Source organism: Candidatus Amarolinea dominans (genome assembly GCF_016704685.1).
Classification (GTDB): Bacteria; Chloroflexota; Anaerolineae; order SSC4; family Amarolineaceae; genus Amarolinea; species Amarolinea dominans.
This window is the reverse complement of record NZ_JADIZS010000053.1, coordinates 14,802-35,925: the sequence shown is the minus strand read 5'-3', so window position 1 is coordinate 35,925 and position 21,124 is coordinate 14,802. Positions and strand designations below refer to the sequence as shown.

General features: G+C 65.3%; 15 protein-coding genes. 13 read left to right on the top strand and 2 right to left on the bottom strand.

Annotated features, from left to right (window positions below):
• Positions 1-378: 378 nt before the first annotated feature.
• The 13 genes from IPF85_RS23120 (at position 379) to IPF85_RS23060 (ending at position 19,467) form a co-directional block, all read left to right on the top strand.
• The gene (locus tag IPF85_RS23120) at positions 379-1,767 is read left to right on the top strand and encodes a sensor histidine kinase (RefSeq protein ID WP_343410410.1); all 1,389 of its coding nucleotides are present in this window, start codon (positions 379-381) and stop codon (positions 1,765-1,767) included.
• Positions 1,764-2,609, top strand: a complete 846-nt coding sequence (locus tag IPF85_RS23115) for a response regulator transcription factor (protein ID WP_343410409.1) — start codon at positions 1,764-1,766, stop codon at positions 2,607-2,609. The genes IPF85_RS23120 and IPF85_RS23115 overlap by 4 nt, the downstream gene beginning before the upstream one ends.
• A gap of 51 nt (positions 2,610-2,660) precedes the next feature.
• Complete coding sequence (locus tag IPF85_RS23110; protein ID WP_343410408.1) at positions 2,661-6,206, top strand: Ig-like domain repeat protein; 3,546 nt, start codon at positions 2,661-2,663, stop codon at positions 6,204-6,206.
• A gap of 71 nt (positions 6,207-6,277) precedes the next feature.
• On the top strand, positions 6,278-8,803 hold the full coding sequence (locus tag IPF85_RS23105) for a tetratricopeptide repeat protein (RefSeq protein WP_343410407.1): 2,526 nt from the start codon (positions 6,278-6,280) through the stop codon (positions 8,801-8,803).
• Between the two features lie 19 nt (positions 8,804-8,822).
• Positions 8,823-11,102 (top strand): ATP-binding protein, encoded by a 2,280-nt coding sequence (locus IPF85_RS23100; RefSeq protein WP_343410406.1) that lies wholly within the window; start codon positions 8,823-8,825, stop codon positions 11,100-11,102.
• A gap of 13 nt (positions 11,103-11,115) precedes the next feature.
• A complete protein-coding gene (locus IPF85_RS23095; RefSeq protein WP_343410405.1) occupies positions 11,116-12,687 on the top strand; it encodes a glycosyltransferase family 39 protein in 1,572 nt (523 codons plus the stop codon).
• Entirely contained in the window at positions 12,684-13,394 is a 711-nt protein-coding gene (locus tag IPF85_RS23090; RefSeq protein WP_343410404.1) for a gluconate 2-dehydrogenase subunit 3 family protein, read from the top strand. Before IPF85_RS23095 ends, IPF85_RS23090 begins: the two co-directional genes overlap by 4 nt.
• Positions 13,391-14,986, top strand: a complete 1,596-nt coding sequence (locus IPF85_RS23085; protein ID WP_343410403.1) for a GMC family oxidoreductase — start codon at positions 13,391-13,393, stop codon at positions 14,984-14,986. Before IPF85_RS23090 ends, IPF85_RS23085 begins: the two co-directional genes overlap by 4 nt.
• A 2-nt stretch (positions 14,987-14,988) precedes the next feature.
• Positions 14,989-15,768 carry a glycosyltransferase family 39 protein gene (locus IPF85_RS23080; RefSeq protein ID WP_343410402.1) on the top strand — a complete coding sequence of 260 codons (780 nt, stop codon included), beginning with the start codon at positions 14,989-14,991 and terminating at the stop codon, positions 15,766-15,768.
• Positions 15,765-16,880 carry a hypothetical protein gene (locus tag IPF85_RS23075; RefSeq protein WP_343410401.1) on the top strand — a complete coding sequence of 372 codons (1,116 nt, stop codon included), beginning with the start codon at positions 15,765-15,767 and terminating at the stop codon, positions 16,878-16,880. The genes IPF85_RS23080 and IPF85_RS23075 overlap by 4 nt, the downstream gene beginning before the upstream one ends.
• Before the next feature lie 109 nt (positions 16,881-16,989).
• Positions 16,990-17,454: a hypothetical protein gene (locus tag IPF85_RS23070; RefSeq protein ID WP_343410400.1), complete on the top strand. Its 465-nt coding sequence runs from the start codon at positions 16,990-16,992 to the stop codon at positions 17,452-17,454.
• 26 nt (positions 17,455-17,480) lie between these two features.
• Positions 17,481-18,047, top strand: a complete 567-nt coding sequence (locus IPF85_RS23065) for a TetR/AcrR family transcriptional regulator (protein ID WP_343410399.1) — start codon at positions 17,481-17,483, stop codon at positions 18,045-18,047.
• 40 nt (positions 18,048-18,087) lie between these two features.
• Positions 18,088-19,467, top strand: a complete 1,380-nt coding sequence (locus IPF85_RS23060) for an MFS transporter (RefSeq protein WP_343410398.1) — start codon at positions 18,088-18,090, stop codon at positions 19,465-19,467.
• Between the two features lie 4 nt (positions 19,468-19,471).
• Here IPF85_RS23060 and holA read toward each other — a convergent pair whose 3' ends face one another.
• Together holA and IPF85_RS23050 are read right to left on the bottom strand one after the other, a co-directional pair.
• Complete coding sequence (holA, locus tag IPF85_RS23055) at positions 19,472-20,575, bottom strand: DNA polymerase III subunit delta (RefSeq protein ID WP_343410397.1); 1,104 nt, start codon at positions 20,573-20,575, stop codon at positions 19,472-19,474.
• A gap of 49 nt (positions 20,576-20,624) precedes the next feature.
• Positions 20,625-21,119, bottom strand: a complete 495-nt coding sequence (locus IPF85_RS23050) for a DUF6391 domain-containing protein (RefSeq protein ID WP_343410396.1) — start codon at positions 21,117-21,119, stop codon at positions 20,625-20,627.
• Between the last annotated feature and the right edge of the window lie 5 nt (positions 21,120-21,124).

Here is a 21,124-nt window from a genome sequence, read left to right as displayed (position 1 = left end):
TCAGGTCTCCGCTCTCAGGTCTCCATTCTCGCGCCCCGACCGCCCGCCGCCGTCCGCACGCCGGGTGATTCACGCTCGTCAGTCTGGGCGACGGGGTGTCACCCGAATGAGTGAGGCAGGCGTAGCGAGATGGGTGATGGGTCGCAGCACGGTGTGTGTTATAATGAGTGACCCATGCCCGGTGGGTACAACCGTGAATGAAAATGCCAGCGGACCGGGCAGCAAATCCAAATGGTCCCGGAATCGAGGCTTCAGCCGGTCTGCCACAGGGTTCTCAAGTGAACCGGCTAAAGCCTCCATTCCAGATGTTTTCAGCGACCACATTTGGAATTCCTGGCCGCCAACGGCTGCGACGCCGCGGGAAGACGAGGGGGACTGATGCCGAACGAAGACATAAACGAGGATGATTTGCCTCTCCTGCTCGATGAGCGCCAGCGGCGCGGCGCGTTGGTGCTGCGCACGCTCCCCATCCTCTCCATTCCGGTGGTGGCGTCCATTATCACCTGGCTGCTGCTGCGCGTCACCCTGCTGGGCCTGGCGCCGCCCGATAACGTGCCGCGCGTCACGGCCGCGACGCCCCTGACCTTGATCGTCGTCGCTGTCATTTTCCTCAGCTCGCTCATCATCCTGGTGCGCCTGGGGCGCCCCACCCTCTCCGCGCTGGCCTTGATCGGCGCGTGGACGCTGGCCGTCACCGTGGCCTCTCTGCGTTTCGGTGTCGTCACCTATTTCCCGGCCCTGTTGATCCTGCCGATCTGCGCGGCTGGCCTGTTGATTGACGCCACGGCCAGTATCAGCCTGGCCGGTCTGGCCACGGTGATGATTATCAGCCTGGCCTGGCTGGAGAACAACGGCTTGGTGGCCCCCACGCCCACACTACCGGCCTTCATGCAGGAGAACCTGCCCGTCTTGGCGGCCGGCTTTTGGGGCGGGCTTTTCTGGGCGGTGGCCGGGCTGACGTCGCTGCTGGCCGGCGGCTTGCAGCGCGCCCTGCGTCAGGCGCGCACGCAGACTGAGGCCCTCAGCCAATTGAGCAATGAGCTTGAGTCGCGCGTGCAGGCGCAGACGGCCGCGCTGCTGGAACAGTCCCGCGAAGCCGCTACGTTGGAGGAGCGCACCCGGCTGGCGCGCGATATTCATGACACGTTGGCGCAAGGGTTGACCGGCATCGTGGTGCAATTGGGCGCTGCGCAGAGGGCACAGGCGATCGCCGATCCGCAGGCGGCCGAGCATCTCGATCTGGCGCAGCGCATGGCCCGTGAAGCCCTGGCCGAGGCGCGGCGCTCGGTCTGGAACCTGCGCGCGGCGGCCCTGGAGCGCGGCGATTTGAGCGACGCGCTGGCTGGCCTGGTGACGCGTGCGCACTCGCCTACCATCGCCATGCGCTTCGAACAGCATGGTGAGCCGTGGCCGCTGCTGCCGGCCGTCGAATCGGCGCTGTTGCGCGTGTGCCAGGAGGCGCTGGCCAACGTCAGCCGTCATGCTGACGCCAGCGCCGCGCTGGTCACGCTTGACTTTCAGCCGGAGGCAATTCAACTGTCCATCGAGGACAACGGCGCCGGGTTTGGCGATGACGTGCTCGGCGCGCCGCCGGCGCCTGGTCCCTGGGGCGGCTTTGGCCTGCTCGGCATGCGTGAGCGCATCGGCCAGTTGGGCGGCAAGCTCATCCTGCGCAATCGGGACGGCGCGCAGGTTATCGCCCGCGTGCCGCGTGACCGCAGCAGCGTGGAACTGCGAGGAAGAGAAACGATGAGGGAAAAACCATGATTCGTGTACTGGTGGTGGACGATCATCCGGTGGTCAGGCACGGCCTGGTGTCCATTCTCAAGTTCGAAAAGGACATGGAACTGGTCGGCGATGCGGCCGACGGGCCGGAGGCGGTGCGCCTGATTCTGGAGCGACGGCCCGATGTGGTACTGCTCGATTTGCGCCTGCCGACGTTTAGCGGCATCGAAGTGATGCGCCAGGTGCGCGGCCGGATGCCGGCGGTGCGCTTCCTGGTGTTGACCACCTATGACACCGATGAATACATCGGCCCGGCGCTGGCGGCCGGTGCGCAGGGGTATCTGCTGAAGGATGCCATGCCTGACGATCTGGCGCGGGGCGTGCGTGCGGTCATGCAGGGCGGCGCCGCGCTGGAGCCGCAGGTCGCCGCACGCCTGCTGGAGCGGATGAGCGGTGCGGAAAGCGATGAGGAGTTGTCGGCGCGCGAACTGGACGTGCTGCGCTTGCTGGTGTCTGGCGCCAGCAACAAGGCCATCGCCGCGCAGCTCAACCTTTCTGAAAACACGATCAAGACCCACCTCAGCCACCCCGCCCCGCCACAGGCCACCCCTTTGGGGCACCGTGCCAGCCGGGCCGAAGGCGTGGCGACCGCCCTGCCGGCCGGCCCGGCGCTCAACGACGAGCGCCAGGCCGCGCAGGCGCCCCTCATGGCCCCGCCCCTGCGACCACCCCCCGCCCCGTCAAACCCCCCCTCCCCCCCCCTCCACCCCAGCAAAGGCTTCGGCCGCCCACTGATTGATGCTTTTGCCCGCTTTGCCAGCAGCCTTTGCGATGGTATAATGGGCCGCGACAGGATTCCTGTCACAGATTCGGGACGGAGATGATTTGTCTTGCGCTGGCGCCCACAGTTCGTCCCAACCATGGCGAGTTTTGGCATGAAACGGATTGTCGGTACGATCATTGCCCCACGCCTGCGCGGGCGCGGCGGCTGGAGTATTCTCTGGTTGGTCATCCTGCTCGGCGCGGGTGGGTGGAGCATCGCGCGCGCGACGCCAGGCGGGGTGGGCAACGCGCTGACGGTGACCGTCCTCAGCCCCAACGGCGGCGAGGCCTGGGCCGGCGGCCAGGTTCAGCAGATCACTTGGTCCACAACCGGCGTTGTCACGGCCACCAACCCCATCACCCTGCTCGTTTCCTGGAACGGCGGTAACAGCTACACGCCCATCGCAACGAATCTGGCCGACGCGGGGGTCTATCCGTGGACTGTCCCTGCGCAGAATGCCGCGGACGCCCGTATCAAGGTTGTGGTGGTGGAGCAGGATGGCGCCAGCGCCAGCGACGAGAGCGATGGCCCCTTCATCGTGGATAGCCAGATTCAGGTGCCAGGCGGGCTGAGCGCCTCTCCTTACCAGACCTGGACTCGCACTAACGTCTTCACCCTGACCTGGACGAACCCGCCCGATCTTTCAGGGATCGTGGGCGCTTACTATAAATGGAACACGGAACCGCAGGGACCGACCGACGGCGTCTACGTCGCCACCACCCTGCCGATCATTACGGGGTTGGTTGCCCCAGGCGACGGCAAACACAGCATCTACCTGTGGCTCAAGGACCGCGCCGGCAACCTGAACGCGGCGCAGCGCAACGCCCTCTTCAGCGCCTTCTGGTACGACGGCAGCGCACCGACCAGCAGCGTGGAGTTGAGCGGTATCGCCGGCAACAACGGCTGGTATCGCAGCGGCGTTGATGCCAGCCTGAGCGCACTCGACCCGGATCCTGGCTCTGGCGTGCAGGCCATTTATCATCAGTTGAACAATCAGCCGGTGCAAACCAGCACCAGCTTTAGCATTGCCGCCTCCGGCATCTACGAGTTGCGTTATGCGGCCCTTGACCGCGCGGGCAATCGTGAAGTGACCCGCACACTCAACATTCGCATTGACAATCTGGCGCCGACCAGTCATGCCACGATCAACGGCACGCCTGGGGATGGCGGCTGGTATTTGCAGCCGATCACGGTCCAACTGACAGCCGCCGATGACTTGAGCGGCGTGACCGGCATCCGCTATCGCATTGACAGCGGCGCCTGGTTCACCGGCACCGAGATCATGCTTGACAGCGATGGCGACCATCGCCTGGAATTTCAGGCTGTGGACGAGGCCGGCAATGTGGAGGCCATCCAAACGTTGCGCCTGCCGCTCGATCAAACCGCACCGTCCACCGCGTATCAGCCGGACCCCAGCAGCATCGTTGGCGACAACGGCTGGTACCGCTCCTTCATCACCATCACCCTGATCCCTCTTGATCTCGGCTCCGGTATCGCCAACACCTACTACCGCATTGATGGCGGCGCCTGGCAAGCCGGCACGCACCTGGTGCTCAACCAGGAGGGCGAACACACGATCGAGTTCTACTCCGTGGATGTGGCCGGCAATGTGGAGATACCTTTTCCGGTTGCGCTGAAGATTGACACGCAGGCGCCCCCCACACCGGCGCCCCCACAGACTGCGCCCTTGTCCTGGACCAACCTGAATAGCTTCGATTTCATCTGGAGCAGGCCCAACGATCGCTCCGGCATCGCCGGCGCCTATTACCGGCTGGGCACACCGCCGACCTTCAACCAGGATGGCACTTTCACCGACATCCAGGTGGTAGACAACATTGCCCTGCCGGCCGAAGGCAGTTACGACTTGTACCTTTGGCTGCGTGACGGCGCCGGTAACGTTGATTACCGCCGGGCAGTGTACGTGGCCAATGCCTTTCGCTATGACACCACCCCGCCCACCACGCAGGCCGAGTTGACCGGCGCCCTGGGCGAGAACAACTGGTACGTCGGCCCGGTCACCGTGTCATTGACAGCCGCTGATGCCCTGGCCGGCGTGGGTAGTACGCTCTTTCGTGTGGACACCCGCGCCTGGCAGACCGGCACCATCGCGCTGATTAGCGGGGCAGATAAGCACACCCTGACCTATTTCTCCACCGATTTGGCCAACAACGTGGAACCCCCGCATGTTCAGACCGTGCGCATTGATCCTGACGCGCCAGGTCCGCCGCAGCAAGTGTCCGTTAGCCCGAGCGGCTGGAGCCATGTCAATAGTTTCGCCGTGGCCTGGACCAGCCCGCTCGACCTATCGGGCGTGGCCGGTATCCACTACAAGTTCGACCAGGCGCCCGTCGGGCCGTACGATGGCGCGTATCTGCCTGGGGTCAGCTTTGCCAGCGGTCTGCAGGTAGAAGGCGAAGGCCAACACACGTTGTATCTCTGGCTGCAGGACTTCGCCGGCAATGTGGATCACAACCAACATATCCGCCTGCTCAACGCCGCGCGCTACGACGCCACCGCTCCGCTGACGACCTTTCGCGCCAGCGGCACTGCCGGCAGCAACGGATGGTACAGCAGTCCGGTGGAAGTGACGCTGACGCCATCCGACGCGGGGTCTGGTGTCGCGTCGACGCGCTATCGCATCAACGGCGGCGCCTGGATCACCGGCACCCAGTTCACCCTGGGCTATGACGGTCAGCACCTCATCGAGTATCACTCGTCCGATGTGGCCGGCAACAACGAGACAGTGCAACTGCGCACCATGAACATAGATGCGACCGCGCCCAGCGCGCGCATCGAAGGCCTGGCGCCCTTCCAGGTGACACCGGTCTTTACCCTGCGTTGGAGCGGCCGCGACCAGCCTGGCTCTGGCGTGACCGGCTATGATGTGCAGACCCGGGCCGGGCGCAGCGGAACCTGGCGAACGATTGCCACCAACGCCCAATTCACCTCCATTCAAGTAACCGGTCAGATCGGGCAAACCACCTATGTGCGCGTGCGGGCGCGCGATGCGGCAGGCAACGTGGGCGCGTACAGCGGCGGTAACGGCGATAGCGCTACCTACATCAACGGTGTCACTAATGGCGAGTTCGAGACCGGCAGTTTCAGTGGCTGGTCCAGCGGCGGCGCCATGCCCACCAGCCTGGCGCCACCGCCAGCACCACCGCCCACCGGCGCCGGCGCGTACAGCGCCTTGCTGGGGAGTCCCGCCTATGGCCATGGCTATCCCAACCCGGTGGTGCCTGTTGGCAGCGCCGCGGTGAGCCAAACGGTCACTGTCCCGCTGATATCCGAATGGCCGCTCATGCGTCTGTCGTTTTGGTACCGGGTTTTCACCTATGACGTGGTGTATCACCCGGGTCGCCAGAAACACTACGATTCGTTCGAGGTCTACGTCCTGAGCAGCACCGGCGTAACCATAACCAGACTGCTACAGGACGGCAACACCGACCTGAGTCTGGTGGGGCCGGACAAACCGGTGATAGACCTGGGGTGGAAATTGGTCAGTTTTGACCTAAGCCCCTACGCCGGGCAGACGATCAGGCTGTGGTTTGGCAACTTCAACCGGCAAGATGGCTATTACAACACCTACACCTACCTGGACAGCGTCAGAATTACGACCCCCGTGCGGCGCACCCTGTACCTGCCGCAGGTAAGGTGAGGACAGAACTCCCGCCTTCCACACACCTGATCTCTGGTCTCTGATCCCTGATCTCTCTTTGGAGAATGGTGATGGCCGTATCATCGGCAGACCTTGAACAACTGCACGCCCAGGGTATGGAACATTACCAGCGCCGCGAATGGCGGCTGGCGCTGGAGTATTTCACGCGCCTGAAAAAAACGCAGCCGACACGTCAGGGCCTGGATGAGCTGTTGGACGAAGTGCGCTGGTTTCTCCAGCTTGAATCCATGGAATCGGGTGCAACCACCAGCAGTGCCGCCGAAGCAGTTCCCGCCAGTAAACCACCTAGCGCTGCGCTGGCCGCGCAGCGGCGCTGGCTTCTGATCGCACTCGCCGCGGCGGCCCTGGTTCTATTGGTTGCCTTTTTCATTCCCGGCGGCTTACGTGAACGCTGGTTCAACGGCGAGCAGCAGCAGATGGCTGAGCTGTACAATCGAGGCGTCGCGCTGCTCAGCGCGGGCGACTACGATGGCGCGATCCGTGATTTCGAGGCCATTTTGCAGATGGAGCCGGGCAACCTGGAGGCGCAGGCCGAACACGATCGCGCGACGCGCCTGCGCACCCTGGCGCAACTGGCCGCGCAGGCCAAAACCGCGATTGCAGACGAACAATGGGATGCCGCGGCGGGTTTCCTCGAGCAATTGCTGGCCCTCGATCCCACCTATTCAGCCGACGCACAGAGCCTGATGACCCAGGTCGAACGCCAGCAAACTCTCCTGGGCTTCTACAACGCCGGGCAGCGCTTCTACGACCAGGGCCAATGCCCGGAGGCCCTCGCGCAGTTCGAGCAAGTGCGCGCGCTCGATGACACGTTCCGCGCCGAAGGCGTGCAGGAATACCTCTTCAACTGCTACCTGAACGAAGGGCGCACGCGCATCGGCGTCGCGGGTACCTCCGAAGATAACATCAAGACCGCCATCGAGAGCTTTGGGCGCGCACTCAGCCTGCGCCCCAAGAATGTGCAGGCCACCGAAGAGCGTCAACTAGCCAGTTATTACCTGGATGGCGTCCGTTCCTACAACGTGGGCGATTGGAATCAGGCCGAAGGGCGCCTGCGCACAGTCTACGACACCCGCAACACCTACGCCGGCGGGCAAACGGCCCAGTTGCTCTACCTGATCTATCTGCGGCGAGCCGATCAGTCCATGGCCCTCACTCAGTATGTCGCGGCCCTGGAAGATTACCGCCGCGCCCTGTCCCTGGAAATCAAAGACAAGACCACGGCCCAGGCCGGAGAAAATGCGGCCCTGCAGGCGCTCGCCACCGCCACCCCCACCGTCACCCCAACCCGCACCCCAACCCGCACGCCGACGGCCACGCGCACCAGTACGCTCACGCCGATTCCGCCCACCAGGACGCCGCTGCCCACCGTGCCGGCCACCAATACACCGGCGCCTCCTCCCACCGAGACGCCAGCGCCCCCCACGGCGACCCCCATCCCCCCACCGATACCCCCATCCCTCCCACGCCCACCCCCATTCGGTGAACATCTGATCGAACATGCTGACACACCGTGGCGCACACTGGCGCTCGGTACACTCATTTTTTTCTTGCCCCTGCTGTGGATCCTCAACCCGCAGGCGCCGGCGACCGCTTGGCAACCGGCCGGCCTGCTTGGGCGCAACGTGGAGCATGTGGCCACCGGCTTTGCCGATGGGATTTTCTTCTACTACGCCTGGACTCCCACCGATGGGTTGATGCAGGCGAGCGCCAGTTCACCAAGCAGTGACAGCGGGCGCAGCGTCTGGCGTCCCATTGACGATAACTTGCCCGGGCACGGCATCTGGGGAGCGCCCGTCGTCCGCCGCCTCGCAGTGGATACCCGCAACGGCCGCCATCTTCTCGTCACCCTTGCGGCCGGCAGTCAATCTGGCCTGTACGGCTCGAACGATGGCGGCGCCACCTGGCAACTGACGCGCAGCTTTGCCGGCAGCGAACAGGACCCGGCCCTGGCCGTCGGTCCGGCAGGAATCGTCTATCTGGCCGACAATCAGCGCCTGCTCTGGAACCTGGATACCGGCCGCATCTGGCAGCAGACAGCGGCCTGGCGTGCAGAGGTCGGAACGGCTGCCACCATCCTGGTCAGCGCGGACCGGGCCGGCGACGTTTCCGACCGTCTCCTGCTGTCCCAGGTGTTCGTGGGCACCAGCGACGGCTACGTTTTGCGCCTGGCGTCGCCGCTGGCCGAGCGATGGGAGGAAAGTCGCCTGCTGGCGCACGGCGCTGTGACCCTGCTGGCGCAGGCGCCTTCGCAGCCGGCGCGGCTGTATGCCTGGAGCGAGGGCGCCCTGTTCGTCAGCACAGACGCCGGCGCCACCTGGACAACCCTTCCCCAAACGATGGCGACTGCACAGGCCCACGCGTTGGTCGTCGCGGCCGCGGATCCAGCCACGCTTTACCTGGCACAAACGGACGCAGGCGTTTGCGTCAGCCATGATGGCGGCCTCACCTGGCAAGCGCTGGATAACGACCGCCACCCGACCCGTGTGCATAGCCTGACCCTGGACCGACGCCAGGGCAGTCAACTGCTGGCTGCCACCGATCAAGGCATCTGGCGCTATCCAACGACCCGCTGAGTTGATTTTGCGGCAAACCATGGCGACAAAAACGATCGTTCGTTCATCTCAATCTTCAGGACTGGCCGGAGCCTACCGCCAGGAACGGCTCATCAGCGTACCGGTGCGCTGGTTGCTGCTGATCGTGGGCACGCTGATCGTCCTGACCGCCAATGTGACGCCCTTTGGCGGCGGCCTGTCGCTGGCCTGGCTCCTCTACGCGCTGGTCGTGCTGCTGTCAACCATCCTCACCTGGCTGATCGAGGTGCGCCCTCTCGGCTGGCTCCTCTGGCTGGGCTTCGGGGCCGATGTCGCCTTCGTCAGCCACCTGATCACCATCAGCGGCGGCGTGAGCAGCCCACTCTATTTGATCTACGGTTTACTGGCGCTCAAGGCGGTGTTACTGGCGCCCACGCTGCGCCAGCAAATTGCCTGGCTGCCCTTTCTGCTCGGTCCCCTCTACATCCTCATCCTGTGGTATCACCACGGCAGCCTGGGCTTCCTGCGCGAGCGCGACTTCCTGCTGCGCTATGCCCTGCTGGGAGGCTGGATCGCCGTCGGCGCCCTGGCCACCTGGACATTGGCACGTTGGCAACAAACGGCGCGCAGCCTTGACGCGGCCCTGGCCCGCCAAGAGAGCGACCTGGCGCAGAAAACCAACGTCCTGCAACGCACTGCTACCGACCTGGGCAAACGCGTGCTGGAACTGCGCACCCTGCAAGAGGTCATGAAATCGCTGACCTCCACCCTGCGCCTGGAAGAAGTGCTGCAGGTGATCGTGGGGCGCCTGGCCAATTTGCTCGGCGCCAGTCATTGCGCCGTGGCCGTGCTCGACCCGGAGGGCCGGCGCCTGCTCGGCAGCATCGCCACCGAGGGCGGTCAAGCCACGGCCGAGCCGTTCGTCATCCTGCTGGCTGATGAGCCGGCCACCGCCGCGGCGTTGTCCGACGAACAGCCAGTCATGCTCAGCGATACCGCCGACAGCCGGTCGGCCGGTCAGCAGCAGTTATTTCAGCGCTGGGGCATGCGCTCCTGCCTGGTGATTCCGCTGCTGGCACGCCAACGCGCCATCGGTGCGCTCTACCTGGGCGATACGCGCCCCCACATCACCTTTGGCGAGCCGGAGCGTCAGCTTGGCCTCTCCTTTGCCTACTTCGCCGCCACCGCCATTGAAAACGCACAGCTCTACCAGGAAGCCTGGGAAAAAAGCAGCGAACTGGAGGCGGTCGTGGTCGGCATCGGCGACGGGGTGCTCGTGACCGATCCGCACCTCTGCCTGCTCCTGATGAACCCGGTCGCCATGCACATCTTTGGCCTGCCGCAGGTAGCCACCGGCATGCCGCTGTCAGACCTGCTGCCGGGCAGCCCGCTGTTGGCTCTCATCGAAGAAACTCTGAGCAGCACAGAGGAGCCGATCGTACGTGAGCTGGAGCTGATGACCGCACGTGATGGCCGTACCCACACCTATCAGGCCCTTGCGTCTCCCATGTCCAGCGTGGAAGGCGCCCGCCGCGGCGTCGTAACTGTGTTGCGCGACATCACCGCACGCGTGGAGCTGGAGCGCATGAAGACCAACTTCCTCAGCGTGGTCTCGCATGAGCTGAAAACGCCGCTGCATTCGATCAAGGGCTTCGTCGAGATCATCCTGCTGGGCAAGACCGGCCCGGTCAACGAACTGCAGCGCGACTTCCTGGGCACCGTCAAGGAGCAGACCAACCAACTGCAGCGCCTGATCAGCGACCTGCTGGAGTTCAGCCGCATGGAGGCAGGACAGATCAAGCTGCGCATGGAGCCGCTGGCGATCGGTGAACTGGTGGCTGACGTAGCCGCCAAACTGGCGCCGCAGGCCGCCAACGGCCAGGTGAGCATCGTCAATCAGGTCGCGGAGAGCTTCGCCATCATCGAGGCGGACCCGATGCGCATCGAGCAGGTGGTGACCAACCTGGTGGATAACGCCATCAAGTTCACGCCGCCCGGCGGGGCCATCAGTATGCATGGCTATGCTGATGACGACCTGGTAGAACTGCGCGTCAGCGATACCGGCATCGGTATCCCGCCGGAGGAGCAGCAGCGCATTTTCGACCGCTTCTACCAGGTGGATGGTGGCTCCAGCCGCCTGTACAAAGGCACCGGACTGGGCCTTTCGATCTGCAAACATATCGTGGAGCATCACGGTGGGCGCATCTGGGTGGAAAGCCCCGGGGCCGACGGCCAGGGCGCCACCTTCTGTTTCCGCCTGCCGCGCCGCCATGCCGGCCGTGAAGCCATGCTCGATTTCACCCATTTGCCTCGCACCGAGGCCGTTGTGGGCGATGCGTAGGGGCACGAGGGCCGTGCCCTCACGCCCCTACGCGGCATTGGCGCTGGCGTTGGCCGCGCTGGCGCTGCGCCTGCCCGGTCTCTTCAGCCAACCGGTCGTGCTGACCGAAGGCACGACCACCATCACCATTGCCCGCAATCTGCTGGCCGGCCGCGGCTTTGTTGGCATCCTGGGCACGGTGGAACCGTTCGTGCCGCCGCTCTACCCTCTGCTGATCGCCTCGCTAACGCCTCTCAGCGGTGATGCCATCCTCAGCGCCCGCCTGATCTCCCTCCTGGCCGGCGTGGCCCTGGTTCCGGCCACCTACCTGCTGGCCTCCACGCTCTTCGACCGGCGGACCGGCTTTGCGGCCGGCCTGCTCGTCGCCGGCGCGCCGCTGCTGATCGAATACAGCAGCCTGGAATGGAGCGAGACCCTCTACGCCCTGCTCCTGGTCATGGGCCTGGCCTGGGGTTGGCGAGTTGTCCAGGTCGGCGGGCGGCGCTCGGCGCTCGGCGCAGGGCTTTGCCTGGGCCTGGCCTACCTGACCCGCGTCGAAGGCGCGCTCGCGCTGGCGCTCGTCGTCGCGTGGATCATCCTGCGCCGCGTCGCCGCGCCGGGTCAGTTGGGGCACGCGGGCCGTGCCCTCATGCCCCTACTGGCCGCGTTCGCGCTGGTGGCCGCGCCCTACGTGCTGTGGCTCAGCCTGACGCTCGACCGGGTGACGCTCGAAACCAAAAGCACCTTGAACTTCGTCATCGCCGGGCGCATGGCCCAGGGCGAGAGTTACGTGGATGCCGCGTATGGCCTGGACGCGGACGGGCGGCCGCACGGTGTCTTTTTGCAGCGCACCGCGGCGTTGAGTCAGGCGCAGCCGCCGGACCTGCCGCCGCCCTGGTCAGGCAGCCGCCTGCGCCAGTTGTGGGACGGCCTGCGGGGCGTACGCCAGGAGATGCAGCTTTACCTGGTTTCGTGGCTTTTCCTGGTCGCCGTTGCGGCCGGCATCCTGCGCACGCTGATGACACGCGCGTCACGGCCGGCCACCCTCTACCTCGGCTCGTTCATCGGCCTGGCCCTGCTGACCGTCGCGCTCGTGCCGCAGGTCTACACCCGGTACCTGTTCCCGTTGTTCCCGTTGTTGTGCGTCTGGGCCGGCGTTGGCGTAGGCGTAGGGGCACGAGGGCTGCGCCCTCATGCCCCTACAGTAACGGTGATCATCGTCTGTGTGTTGCTCCTGTCGCTGCCGCGCGGCAGCACGGTGAGCAGCCGCCGCGCGGTGGATGTGGACCAGCAGCGGGCCGGGGTCTGGCTGGCGCAGCAGGCGCCGCAGGGCGGCTTGCGCATCCTGTCGGTTCACAGCCAGGTTCCGTTCTACGCCGGCGCGGTGCATGTGCCCATGCCCAACGGCTCACCGGCGCAGGTGCTGACCTATGCGGACGCAGTGCAGGCCGATGTCCTCATTACCTCGCCGCGCAAACTGGCAAGCCGGCCGGCCCTGCAAGCCTGGCGCGAGGGCGCGACCCTGCCTGCGCCCTGGCAGGCGGTTTATCGAGACGCTGAAGCAGCGGACGGCGAGTTGATCGTGTGGATGAAAACCTCGAAATGAAAACCTTAAATCCTGAATCAGAAATCCAAAATCCAAAATCGAACCCACCGAGTGGGATGGGGCGGCGCGTCTTTCTCAAGCGTGCCACGCTGATGGGCGGAGCGGTTGGCCTGGCGGCCGCGGGCATCGGCGGCAAAGTCGCGCTGGACAGCCAGGGGCGCAGGGCGCTGCTGGCCGAACGTGAGCGCCAGCGCCCCACCGGCGGCATTGCCTGGGCGACCCAGGCTGAATATGTCCTGCTCGGCGCGCTGGCCTCGCACCTGCTGCCGTCAGACAACACCGGCCCAGGCGCGCCCGAAGCGCAGGCGGTTGACGTGATGGATCGCCTGATTGCCACGTCGGCCCACCGGCGTGCGCTGTACGCGCCCGGGCTGTTGGCCTTCGATGAGCTGGCCCGGCGCATGCACGGCGTTGTGTTCGTCGAGATGGCGCGGCCCGAACAACTGGCGCTGTTGGAGACGGTAGATCAGACGCAGCAGAACATCAATCGCGCCACGATTTCCCTGCCCGACCGGGTTGAACGCAAGGCGCAAGACCTCTATCACGACTGGGAAGGCCTCGGCCCCGCGCTCGACCTCTTCCCCCAACTGGTCAGTGACGTGATGCAGGCGTTCTACAGCAGCCAGGTCGCCTGGGACTGGCTGGGCTACGATGGCCCGCCGCAGCCGCGCGGCTACGTGGGGCGTCTGGGGAGCTGTGAGTCATGAGCGAAACGACCGATGTCGTCGTGATCGGCTGCGGGGCCGGCGGCGGCGTGATCGCCAGGGAGCTGGGCGAAGCCGGCCTGCAGGTCGTCGTGCTGGAGGCGGGCAAGCGCTTCAACCCCTACGTGGACTATCGCACCACGGAACGCGACTTCGAGACCAGCTCGACCCGCGTGTTCGATCCTGAAGACCCGCGCCGCGATCTGTACACCTCGGGCGGCGCCGAATGGTTCAACTACAGCCGGGCCAAAGGCGTGGGCGGCTCCACCCTGGTCTACGTCGGCGTGTCGCCGCGCTTTCATGAGTCGGACTTCCGCGTGCGCAGCGCGGACGGGGTTGCGGACAACTGGCCGATTACCTACGCGGACATCGAGCCGTACTACGACCGCGTGGAATACGAGATCGGCATCTCCGGGCCGACGGGCGCGGAGGCCAATCCCTTCGATGCCCCGCGCAGCCGGCCCTTCCCGCTGCCGCCTTTCCCGTACAACTGCGCCAGCCAGGCCATTAAGCGCGGGGCCGACCGCCTGGGGCTGCACATGGTCCATTCACCGACGGCGCTGCCCAGCCAGCCCTGGAATGGGCGCCCGGCCTCCATTCAATGCGGGACGTGTCGCCTGGGCTGTAAAATTGCGGCCAAAGGCAGCATTGATGTGACCTATGTGCGCAAGGCGGAGGCGACCGGCCGCGTGGACATTCGGCCGCAGTGCATGGCGCGGGAGATCACCATGAACGCGGCGGGCAAGGCGCGCAGCGTCATCTACTTCGACGCCAATCGGCAGGAGCAGGAGATCGCGGCGCGCGCCATCGTCGTGGCCGGCAATGCCGTGGAAACCCCGCGGCTGCTGCTGCTGAGCAAATCAGCGCGCTTTCCCGACGGCCTGGCCAACTCCAGCGGCCTGGTGGGCAGCTACTTCACCGAGCACCTGGCCGTTTTCACCTACGCCCGGTTCGCGGAACGGCTGGACGCCTGGCGCGGCATCCCGGCCGGCGGCATGATTCAGGACTTCTACGAAACCGATCCGGCCAACAGCTTTGCGCGCGGCTTCACGGTGGAGATCAACAACGGCTGGCAGTGGCCGCTCAGCGTGGCGCAGCGCGCGCCCGGTTGGGGCGCAGGCCACAAGCAGCGCGTCAAGGAGTTGTTCAGCCACATGGTCGGCCTGGCCTCGGTGGGCGATCAACTGCCCGATCTGCGCAACACGGTCAGCCTCGATCCCGAGGTCAAAGACTTGTACGGCCTGCCTGTGCCGCGCATCGTCAACGAACCGCGGCCCAACGACCAGGCGATGCTGGGGGCCATCCGTCAGCGTTTCGACGAGATTTTGCAGGCGGCCGGTGCGACTGAGATCTGGGAGCCTGAGTATCGCCCGGGCGGGTCATCGCACTACCTGGGCACCTGCCGTATGGGCAACGATCCGCGCACGTCGGTGGTGGATGCCTGGTGCCGCGCCCACGATGTGCCCAACCTGTTCATCGGTGACAGCAGCCCCTTCGTCACCGGCGCGGGCGTCAACCCCGCGCTGACCATCTCCGCGCTGGCGACGCGCACCGCCGAAGGCATCATCGCCGCGTTCAAGCGCGGGGAACTGTGAACATGCGGACCGCCGCACTCGTTCGTCGTCTCCAGTCCCGGACTGCCGAACTGGTTTGGCGCCTCCTCTCCCTCATCCGGATCGCACGTTTCTCGCTCCTGACGGGCGGCATCCTCCTGCTCGCCCTGCTCTTGCGCCTGGTCGGTCTGACCTGGGGCTTTCCGCACAGCTTCAACGTAGATGAGTCGCATGTGGTCTACCTGGCCAGCCAGTTAGCGCAGCGCTTTGCGCAGACCGGCTCTCTCGATCCGCAGGCCTCCTCCTACGGCGCACTGCCCCTGTACCTGCTGGCCCTCAGCACCGCGCTGGCCGATGGGGCGCTGACCTGGCTCAAGACCCTGGTTGCCCTGCCGTTCGATTCCGCGCCCATGCTCTACGTGGGTCGCCTGCTGGCGGTCGCGGCCAGCACGGCGACGGTGGGTCTGACGATGGCGTTGGCGTCGGCGTTGGGGCACGAGGGCACTGCCCTCATGCCCCGACAACAACGCGCCGCGCTGTGGAGCGGCTTACTGCTGGCCATCAGCCTGCTGCCGGTGCGCGAGGCGCATTTCGGCACGGTGGATTCGCTGCTGGTGCTGCTGATGATGCTGGCCTTGCTGGCGGCCGCACGCCTGGCGCGCACCGGCGCCTGGCGCGACTATGTGCTGACCGGCGTCGCGGTCGCGCTCGCCATGTCGGTCAAAATTGGCGCAGGGCTGCTGGTGGTCCCTGTGCTGGTCGCGCACCTGGCGCACATCCGCGGTAGTAGGGGCACGAGGGCCGGCCCTCATGCCCCTACATGATGTACATGATGCTGTGCGGCCTGGTGGTCGTTGTCCTGTGGCTGGCGCTGAACCCTTACGCGCTGCTCGATCCCGCCGCCTATTTCGACCTGGACCGCAACGACAGCGTGCGCACGCAAAGCCTGGTTGTGGCCGGCAGCCTGCGCGTGCTCTACACGGCGCAGTTCGAGGGAACTACGCCCTACCTCTACGCAGTGACGAACTGGCTGCGCTACGGCCTGGGCCTGCCGCTGACCGGCTTGAGCCTGGCCGGGGTGGGTTACAGCTTCTGGCGACTCTGGCAGGCGCGGCGTGAGATCTTCAGCGCCGGGGCCGCGTCGGAGTCTGCTGCTCCGAGTTCAGGCGGCAGTCAAGTGCCCCCTGACCCCCAAGTATGGGGGAACTGGTTTGCCGACGCCTTCTTGCTGGCCTGGCTGCTGGCCTATTTCGTCGTGGCCGGCGGCGCGTACGCCAAATTCATCCGCTACGCGCTGCCGCTGATCCCGCCGCTGTGCATCCTGGCCGGCCGCCTGCTGGCCGACTTGTGGGATGGCCCGCGGCGCTGGCGGCTGGGGCTGCGTTTGGTCGTGCTGCTGATCGTGGCCGCGGGGCTGCTGCACACCCTGGCCTTCGTGCAGATCTATCGCCAGCCCGATGTGCGCTTGCAGGCCGCGGACTGGATTCGCAAGCAGATACCGGCCGGCGCGTCTATTCTGGTGGAAAAGGATGAGGGACTGCTGCTGCACAGGGCCGCCGCTGAGTACGGCCTGGAGGGTTACGAGTGGCGCATCTGGAATCCCTACGAGGTGGCCGGGGTGAGCAGCGTGCGCTATCAGGCGCCGGAAGTCTCGGCCGAACAAACCGAGACCTATTTACAGAATCTGTTGACCACCGATTATGTCATCGTGGGCAGTAGTTGGGCCGAACGCTTCACGGCCGCGGCCGCGCAGTTCCCGGCCCAGGCCGATTTCTACCGCCGACTCTCCGCCGGCCAGGCCGGCTATCGCGTGCTGAAGACCTTCGAGGTCACGCCCCGGCTCGGCCCCTTCGCCTGGGACGACCGTGGCGCCGAACTGACCTTCCGCCTCTTCGATCATCCAGCAATCACCATCTTCGTCACCGCGGCCGACTGATTTGACACCCATGGATGTATCCAATATAATCTCACTCAACTGACCGACCGGTCGGTAAGGCGCGAGGGTGCGACCCTTGTGCCGCAACAACATTTAGGAGTGACCCTCTATGTACAGCGTTCTTTTGACGCTTCATTCGATTGTTCGTTGGCTCATCGTGCTGGCGGCGTTAGCCTCTGTAGGCCGCGCCCTGGGCGGGTTGCGAGGCGGCCAGGCCTGGACTGCGCTCGACAAGCGCCTGGGCATCATCTTCACCAGCGCGATGGACACGCAGCTCCTCATTGGCCTGCTGCTCTACTTCTTCTACAGCCCCGTCACCACCAATGCGCTGCGTGACCTGGGCGGCGCCATGTCGCAGTCCGGTAGTCGCTTCTTTGCCGTTGACCACCTGTTCGCCATGCTGATTGCCGTCGTTCTGGCGCACATCGGTTGGGCTCGGGCCAAGAAGGCCAGCAGCGACAGCGCCAAATTCCGCCAGATTGCGATCTTTTTTGGCCTGGCGATCGTGCTGGTGCTGCTGTCCATCCCGTGGCCCTTCTCCTCTGTGGCGAGGCCGTGGCTGCGGCTCGGTTAACGTTGTTGCACGAGGTCTCCGACCTCATGCAACAACGCATTCTGAGAGAGGCGACCCATCTGTTCGTCACGCAGGGCTACCACCGTATCTCCATGCGTGAAATTGCCGAAGCGGTGGGGGGGTCCAAGGCTGGTCTGTACTATCATTTCAAAGATAAGGAAGACCTGCTGCTGGCGATCCTCACCGCGTACCTGGACACGATCGAACGCGTGCTGCTGGAGATTCAGCAGGCCGGCGGGTCTACGCGCAGCCAGGTGCGCAGCCTGATGCTTGCCATCTTTGCGCAGCCGCCGGAGCAGCGCGCGCTGATTCGCCTGGCCAGCCAGGAGATGCCGCAGTTGAGCCAGGAGGCGCGCGCCCGTTTCGGCCTGGTTTATTACACCAAATTTATCGCCCAGGTGGAGGCCATTCTGCGCAACGGCATCGCCAGCGGGGAATTGCACGCCCTGGACATTCATGTGACCACCTGGCTCTTGCTCGGGATGATGTACCCGTTCTTCTACCCGGCGCACGAGCACGAACTGGGCACGCCCGCTGCTGCCATTGATCTGATGATTGATGTCTTCTTCGATGGCGCCGCGCGCCGCGACTAACAACTTTGGGTTAGAAATTCATAACAACAAAGGTTCATTCATGAGCACCACTACTGCTGCGGCCGTCTCCACGGACGCCGCTGACAAACTGGACTTCAAGAGAGTCCTTCCCATCTTCATCATCGTCTTGATTGACCTGCTCGGTCTGACGATCATCATTCCCTTGCTGCCTCTATACGCCACCTCGTTTGGCGCCAGCGCCGCGCTGATCGGCGTGCTGGGCGCGGCCTATCCGCTGATGCAGTTCATCGGCGCGCCCATCCTGGGACGCCTGTCCGACCGTTTTGGCCGTAAGCCCATTCTGCTCATCAGCCAGGTGGGCACGTTGGTTGGTTTTCTGGTGCTGGGCGCGGCCAACTCGCTCTGGCTGCTGTTTGCCTCCCGCATCATTGACGGCCTCTCCGGCGCCAACATCGCCACCGCGCAGGCGGTCATCAGCGATGTGACCAACGAAAAGACGCGCACGCAGGGCCTGGGGCTGCTGGGCGCGGCCTTTGGTCTCGGTTTTGTCGTTGGACCGATCATCGCCTTCGTCTCGCTGTCCCTCAGCGCCAACAACTACCATGTGCCGGCCTTCATCGCCGCCATCTTCTCCGCCATCTCGATCCTGCTCACCTGGTTTTTGCTGGAAGAAACGCATGGCCCGGACAAGCGCAACACCGATAAGTCCAAACCCATGCTCGGCTTCGCGGCCATGTTCGAGGCGCTGCGCCATCCCCAGGTTGGCATGCTGCTGGTGCTCATCTTTGCGCAACAAATCGCTTTTGGTGGCTTCGAGCAGATGCTGGCGCTCTTCACCCTGAACCGCCTGGGTCTCAACGCGTCGGGCAATGCCATCATCTTCGTGTTCGTGGGCATCATCGTCGTGGCTGTGCAGGGCGGTCTGATCGGCCGCTGGAGCCGGAGATGGGGCGACCGCCGCTTGATCTACCTGGGCCTGGCAACCCTCACCCTGGGCCTGGCCCTCACCGCGCTGACGCCGCGCCAGCCGCCGCCCTGGTACAACACCGCCGCTCTCACGCAAGAGCTGACCGCGACTGACGCCGGTACGCGACGCCTGCCGGGCGAGACGCCGCCCACCTACAACCTGCCCATCGCTCTGCCCTCCGATGCCAGCAAGGGCTGGCTGGGGCTTGGCTGGCTGCTCCTGGCGATGATTCCGGCCTCCATCGGCGGCGGCGTCCTGCAGCCTGCAATCAACAGCCTGATCACCAAACGGGTGGCCGACAATGAGCGCGGCGGCATCCTGGGCATCAGCGCGGCGTTTCTCAGCGGCGCCAATGCGCTGGCGCCCTTGCTCGGCGGTGTGGTCTTTCAATGGGGAGGCGCCAGTGCGCCCTTCTGGCTGTGGGCGGCGATCATGGGGCTGCTGCTCATCGCCAGCCTGCGGACCATCAAGGACACGCGGGCTGCGCCCTGATGCCCTAACGGCTCTGGCTCAACTCGGCGACGAGCATGGTGAGCGCCAGGCGGTCTTCCATTTGGCCGGTCTTGATGGCGATGTCGGTTTCGAGCAGGCGTTCCATCGCCCATTCCAACGTCGCCAGGCTGAAGCGTTGGGCCTGGGGCCAGGCCTTCTTCATGGTGAATGGCTTCTGGCCCAACGCTGCGCCGGCCGCATCCTGGCTTTGGCCCTGGCTCATCAGTTCTTTGACCTGCAAGAGCAGGCGGAACTGCCAGGCGATCATGCCCAGGATGCCCAACGGCTGCTCACCGGCGGCCAACAGGCTTTGCAGCAGCGCCACCGCCTGCTTGCCATTGCCGCCAGCCAGGGCCTCCACCATCTCGAACACGCTGCGTTCGCGCACGCCGCTCACCAGCAGCTTGACATCGGTCACGCTGATGGCGCGGGCGTTGGCGCTGTAGGCCAGCAATTTGCTCAGCTCCTGATCCAGCAGGCGCAAGTCGTGCCCCACCAGTTCGGTCAAGGCCCGCGTCGCCGCCGGTTCGATCTTGATCTTGCGTTGGCGCGCGCGCTGCGTCAGCCAGTTCAACAGCCATTCGTCCTGTTTCCACCATTCCCCGTCATATTGACACAGCAGGATGCGCACGCGCGGCGCCAACGCCGCACTCTCCAGCGCCTTCGACACCGGGTCGGTCTTGCGCACCAGCGCCGGCTCCAGCAGCACCAGGTCGGTGCTTTCCGGCACATGCGCCAGGTAGGCGATCAGGGCGCCGCGCAGTTCCTTGGCCGCGGCCGGCAGCGCCTCGCCGCCCTCGCCGGCCGATGGGCCAGCATCTTCGGCGGAGCGCGTGCCGGCGGCGTCAGCCTGACCGCGGCCCTTGCCCTGGCCGCGCTGCGCCTTGCGCGCGAACGCGGTCAGCGCGCCGTTGAGGATGACCAGGCGGCGCGGCGCCAGAAATGGCATGGCGTCGCACGCGTGGTGCAAGTCCGCCCGCGAAAAGCGCGCGCCATCCAACTCGGCGGTGTTGAGCTGCGCAAATTCCGGCGGCCCCAACGCCGTCTTGATCTCGGCCAGGGCCTCCGCGCGCAAGAATTCCTCGTCTCCATGAATCAAATAAATCATACGTGCCCACTTACGCCAGACCCGCGAAATCTCACAGGGTTCAGAAGTCTCAGGGGTGGATCAGCTCTACCAAATGCACCGGCACGCCGCCCAGGTCGGCGCGGCGCGTCACCTGGCCCAGGCGCACGCCTTGCACCTGGGCTGAGGTGGTGACAAATTCCTGCAAGGTGTGTCCCAATGGCTGCGCCACGAAGAGCGCCAGGGTGGCGGCTGTGAACGCGGTGGGCAGCGCTTCCCAGGCGGAGCGTTTGCGCTCGCCCTGCGTGCTGAGCACCGTGACGGCCCACGCGGCCAGGCCCGCCAACATGCCGGAGGTGACAAAGTTGGTGCCGCAGTTAGGATGGACCGCCATGTGGGCGTCGCCGGCCTGCAGGCGTCGCAGCGCCTCTTTGGTCGCCAGCTCCAACTCCTGCGTCTCGATCTCACCAAAGATGATGAAACCACGGGTGTTGCTGCGCGCCACGATACGCCGGTCGGCCCGGCGCGCCGTCAGCAGAGAGACCGTGGCATGTTCGATGCCGTGATTGCGGCGAACGATAGACACAATGG

Excerpts from the sequence above, each read along its gene's own strand:
- IPF85_RS23120 (WP_343410410.1), top strand. The coding sequence starts at position 379 with ATGCCGAACGAAGACATAAACGAGGATGATTTGCCTCTCCTGCTCGAT.
- IPF85_RS23115 (WP_343410409.1), top strand. The coding sequence starts at position 1,764 with ATGATTCGTGTACTGGTGGTGGACGATCATCCGGTGGTCAGGCACGGC.
- IPF85_RS23110 (WP_343410408.1), top strand. The coding sequence starts at position 2,661 with ATGAAACGGATTGTCGGTACGATCATTGCCCCACGCCTGCGCGGGCGC.
- IPF85_RS23105 (WP_343410407.1), top strand. The coding sequence starts at position 6,278 with ATGGCCGTATCATCGGCAGACCTTGAACAACTGCACGCCCAGGGTATG.
- IPF85_RS23100 (WP_343410406.1), top strand. The coding sequence starts at position 8,823 with ATGGCGACAAAAACGATCGTTCGTTCATCTCAATCTTCAGGACTGGCC.
- IPF85_RS23090 (WP_343410404.1), top strand. The coding sequence starts at position 12,684 with ATGAAAACCTTAAATCCTGAATCAGAAATCCAAAATCCAAAATCGAAC.
- IPF85_RS23085 (WP_343410403.1), top strand. The coding sequence starts at position 13,391 with ATGAGCGAAACGACCGATGTCGTCGTGATCGGCTGCGGGGCCGGCGGC.
- IPF85_RS23080 (WP_343410402.1), top strand. The coding sequence starts at position 14,989 with ATGCGGACCGCCGCACTCGTTCGTCGTCTCCAGTCCCGGACTGCCGAA.
- IPF85_RS23075 (WP_343410401.1), top strand. The coding sequence starts at position 15,765 with ATGATGTACATGATGCTGTGCGGCCTGGTGGTCGTTGTCCTGTGGCTG.
- IPF85_RS23070 (WP_343410400.1), top strand. The coding sequence starts at position 16,990 with ATGTACAGCGTTCTTTTGACGCTTCATTCGATTGTTCGTTGGCTCATC.
- IPF85_RS23065 (WP_343410399.1), top strand. The coding sequence starts at position 17,481 with ATGCAACAACGCATTCTGAGAGAGGCGACCCATCTGTTCGTCACGCAG.
- IPF85_RS23060 (WP_343410398.1), top strand. The coding sequence starts at position 18,088 with ATGAGCACCACTACTGCTGCGGCCGTCTCCACGGACGCCGCTGACAAA.
- holA (WP_343410397.1), bottom strand. The coding sequence starts at position 20,575 with ATGATTTATTTGATTCATGGAGACGAGGAATTCTTGCGCGCGGAGGCC.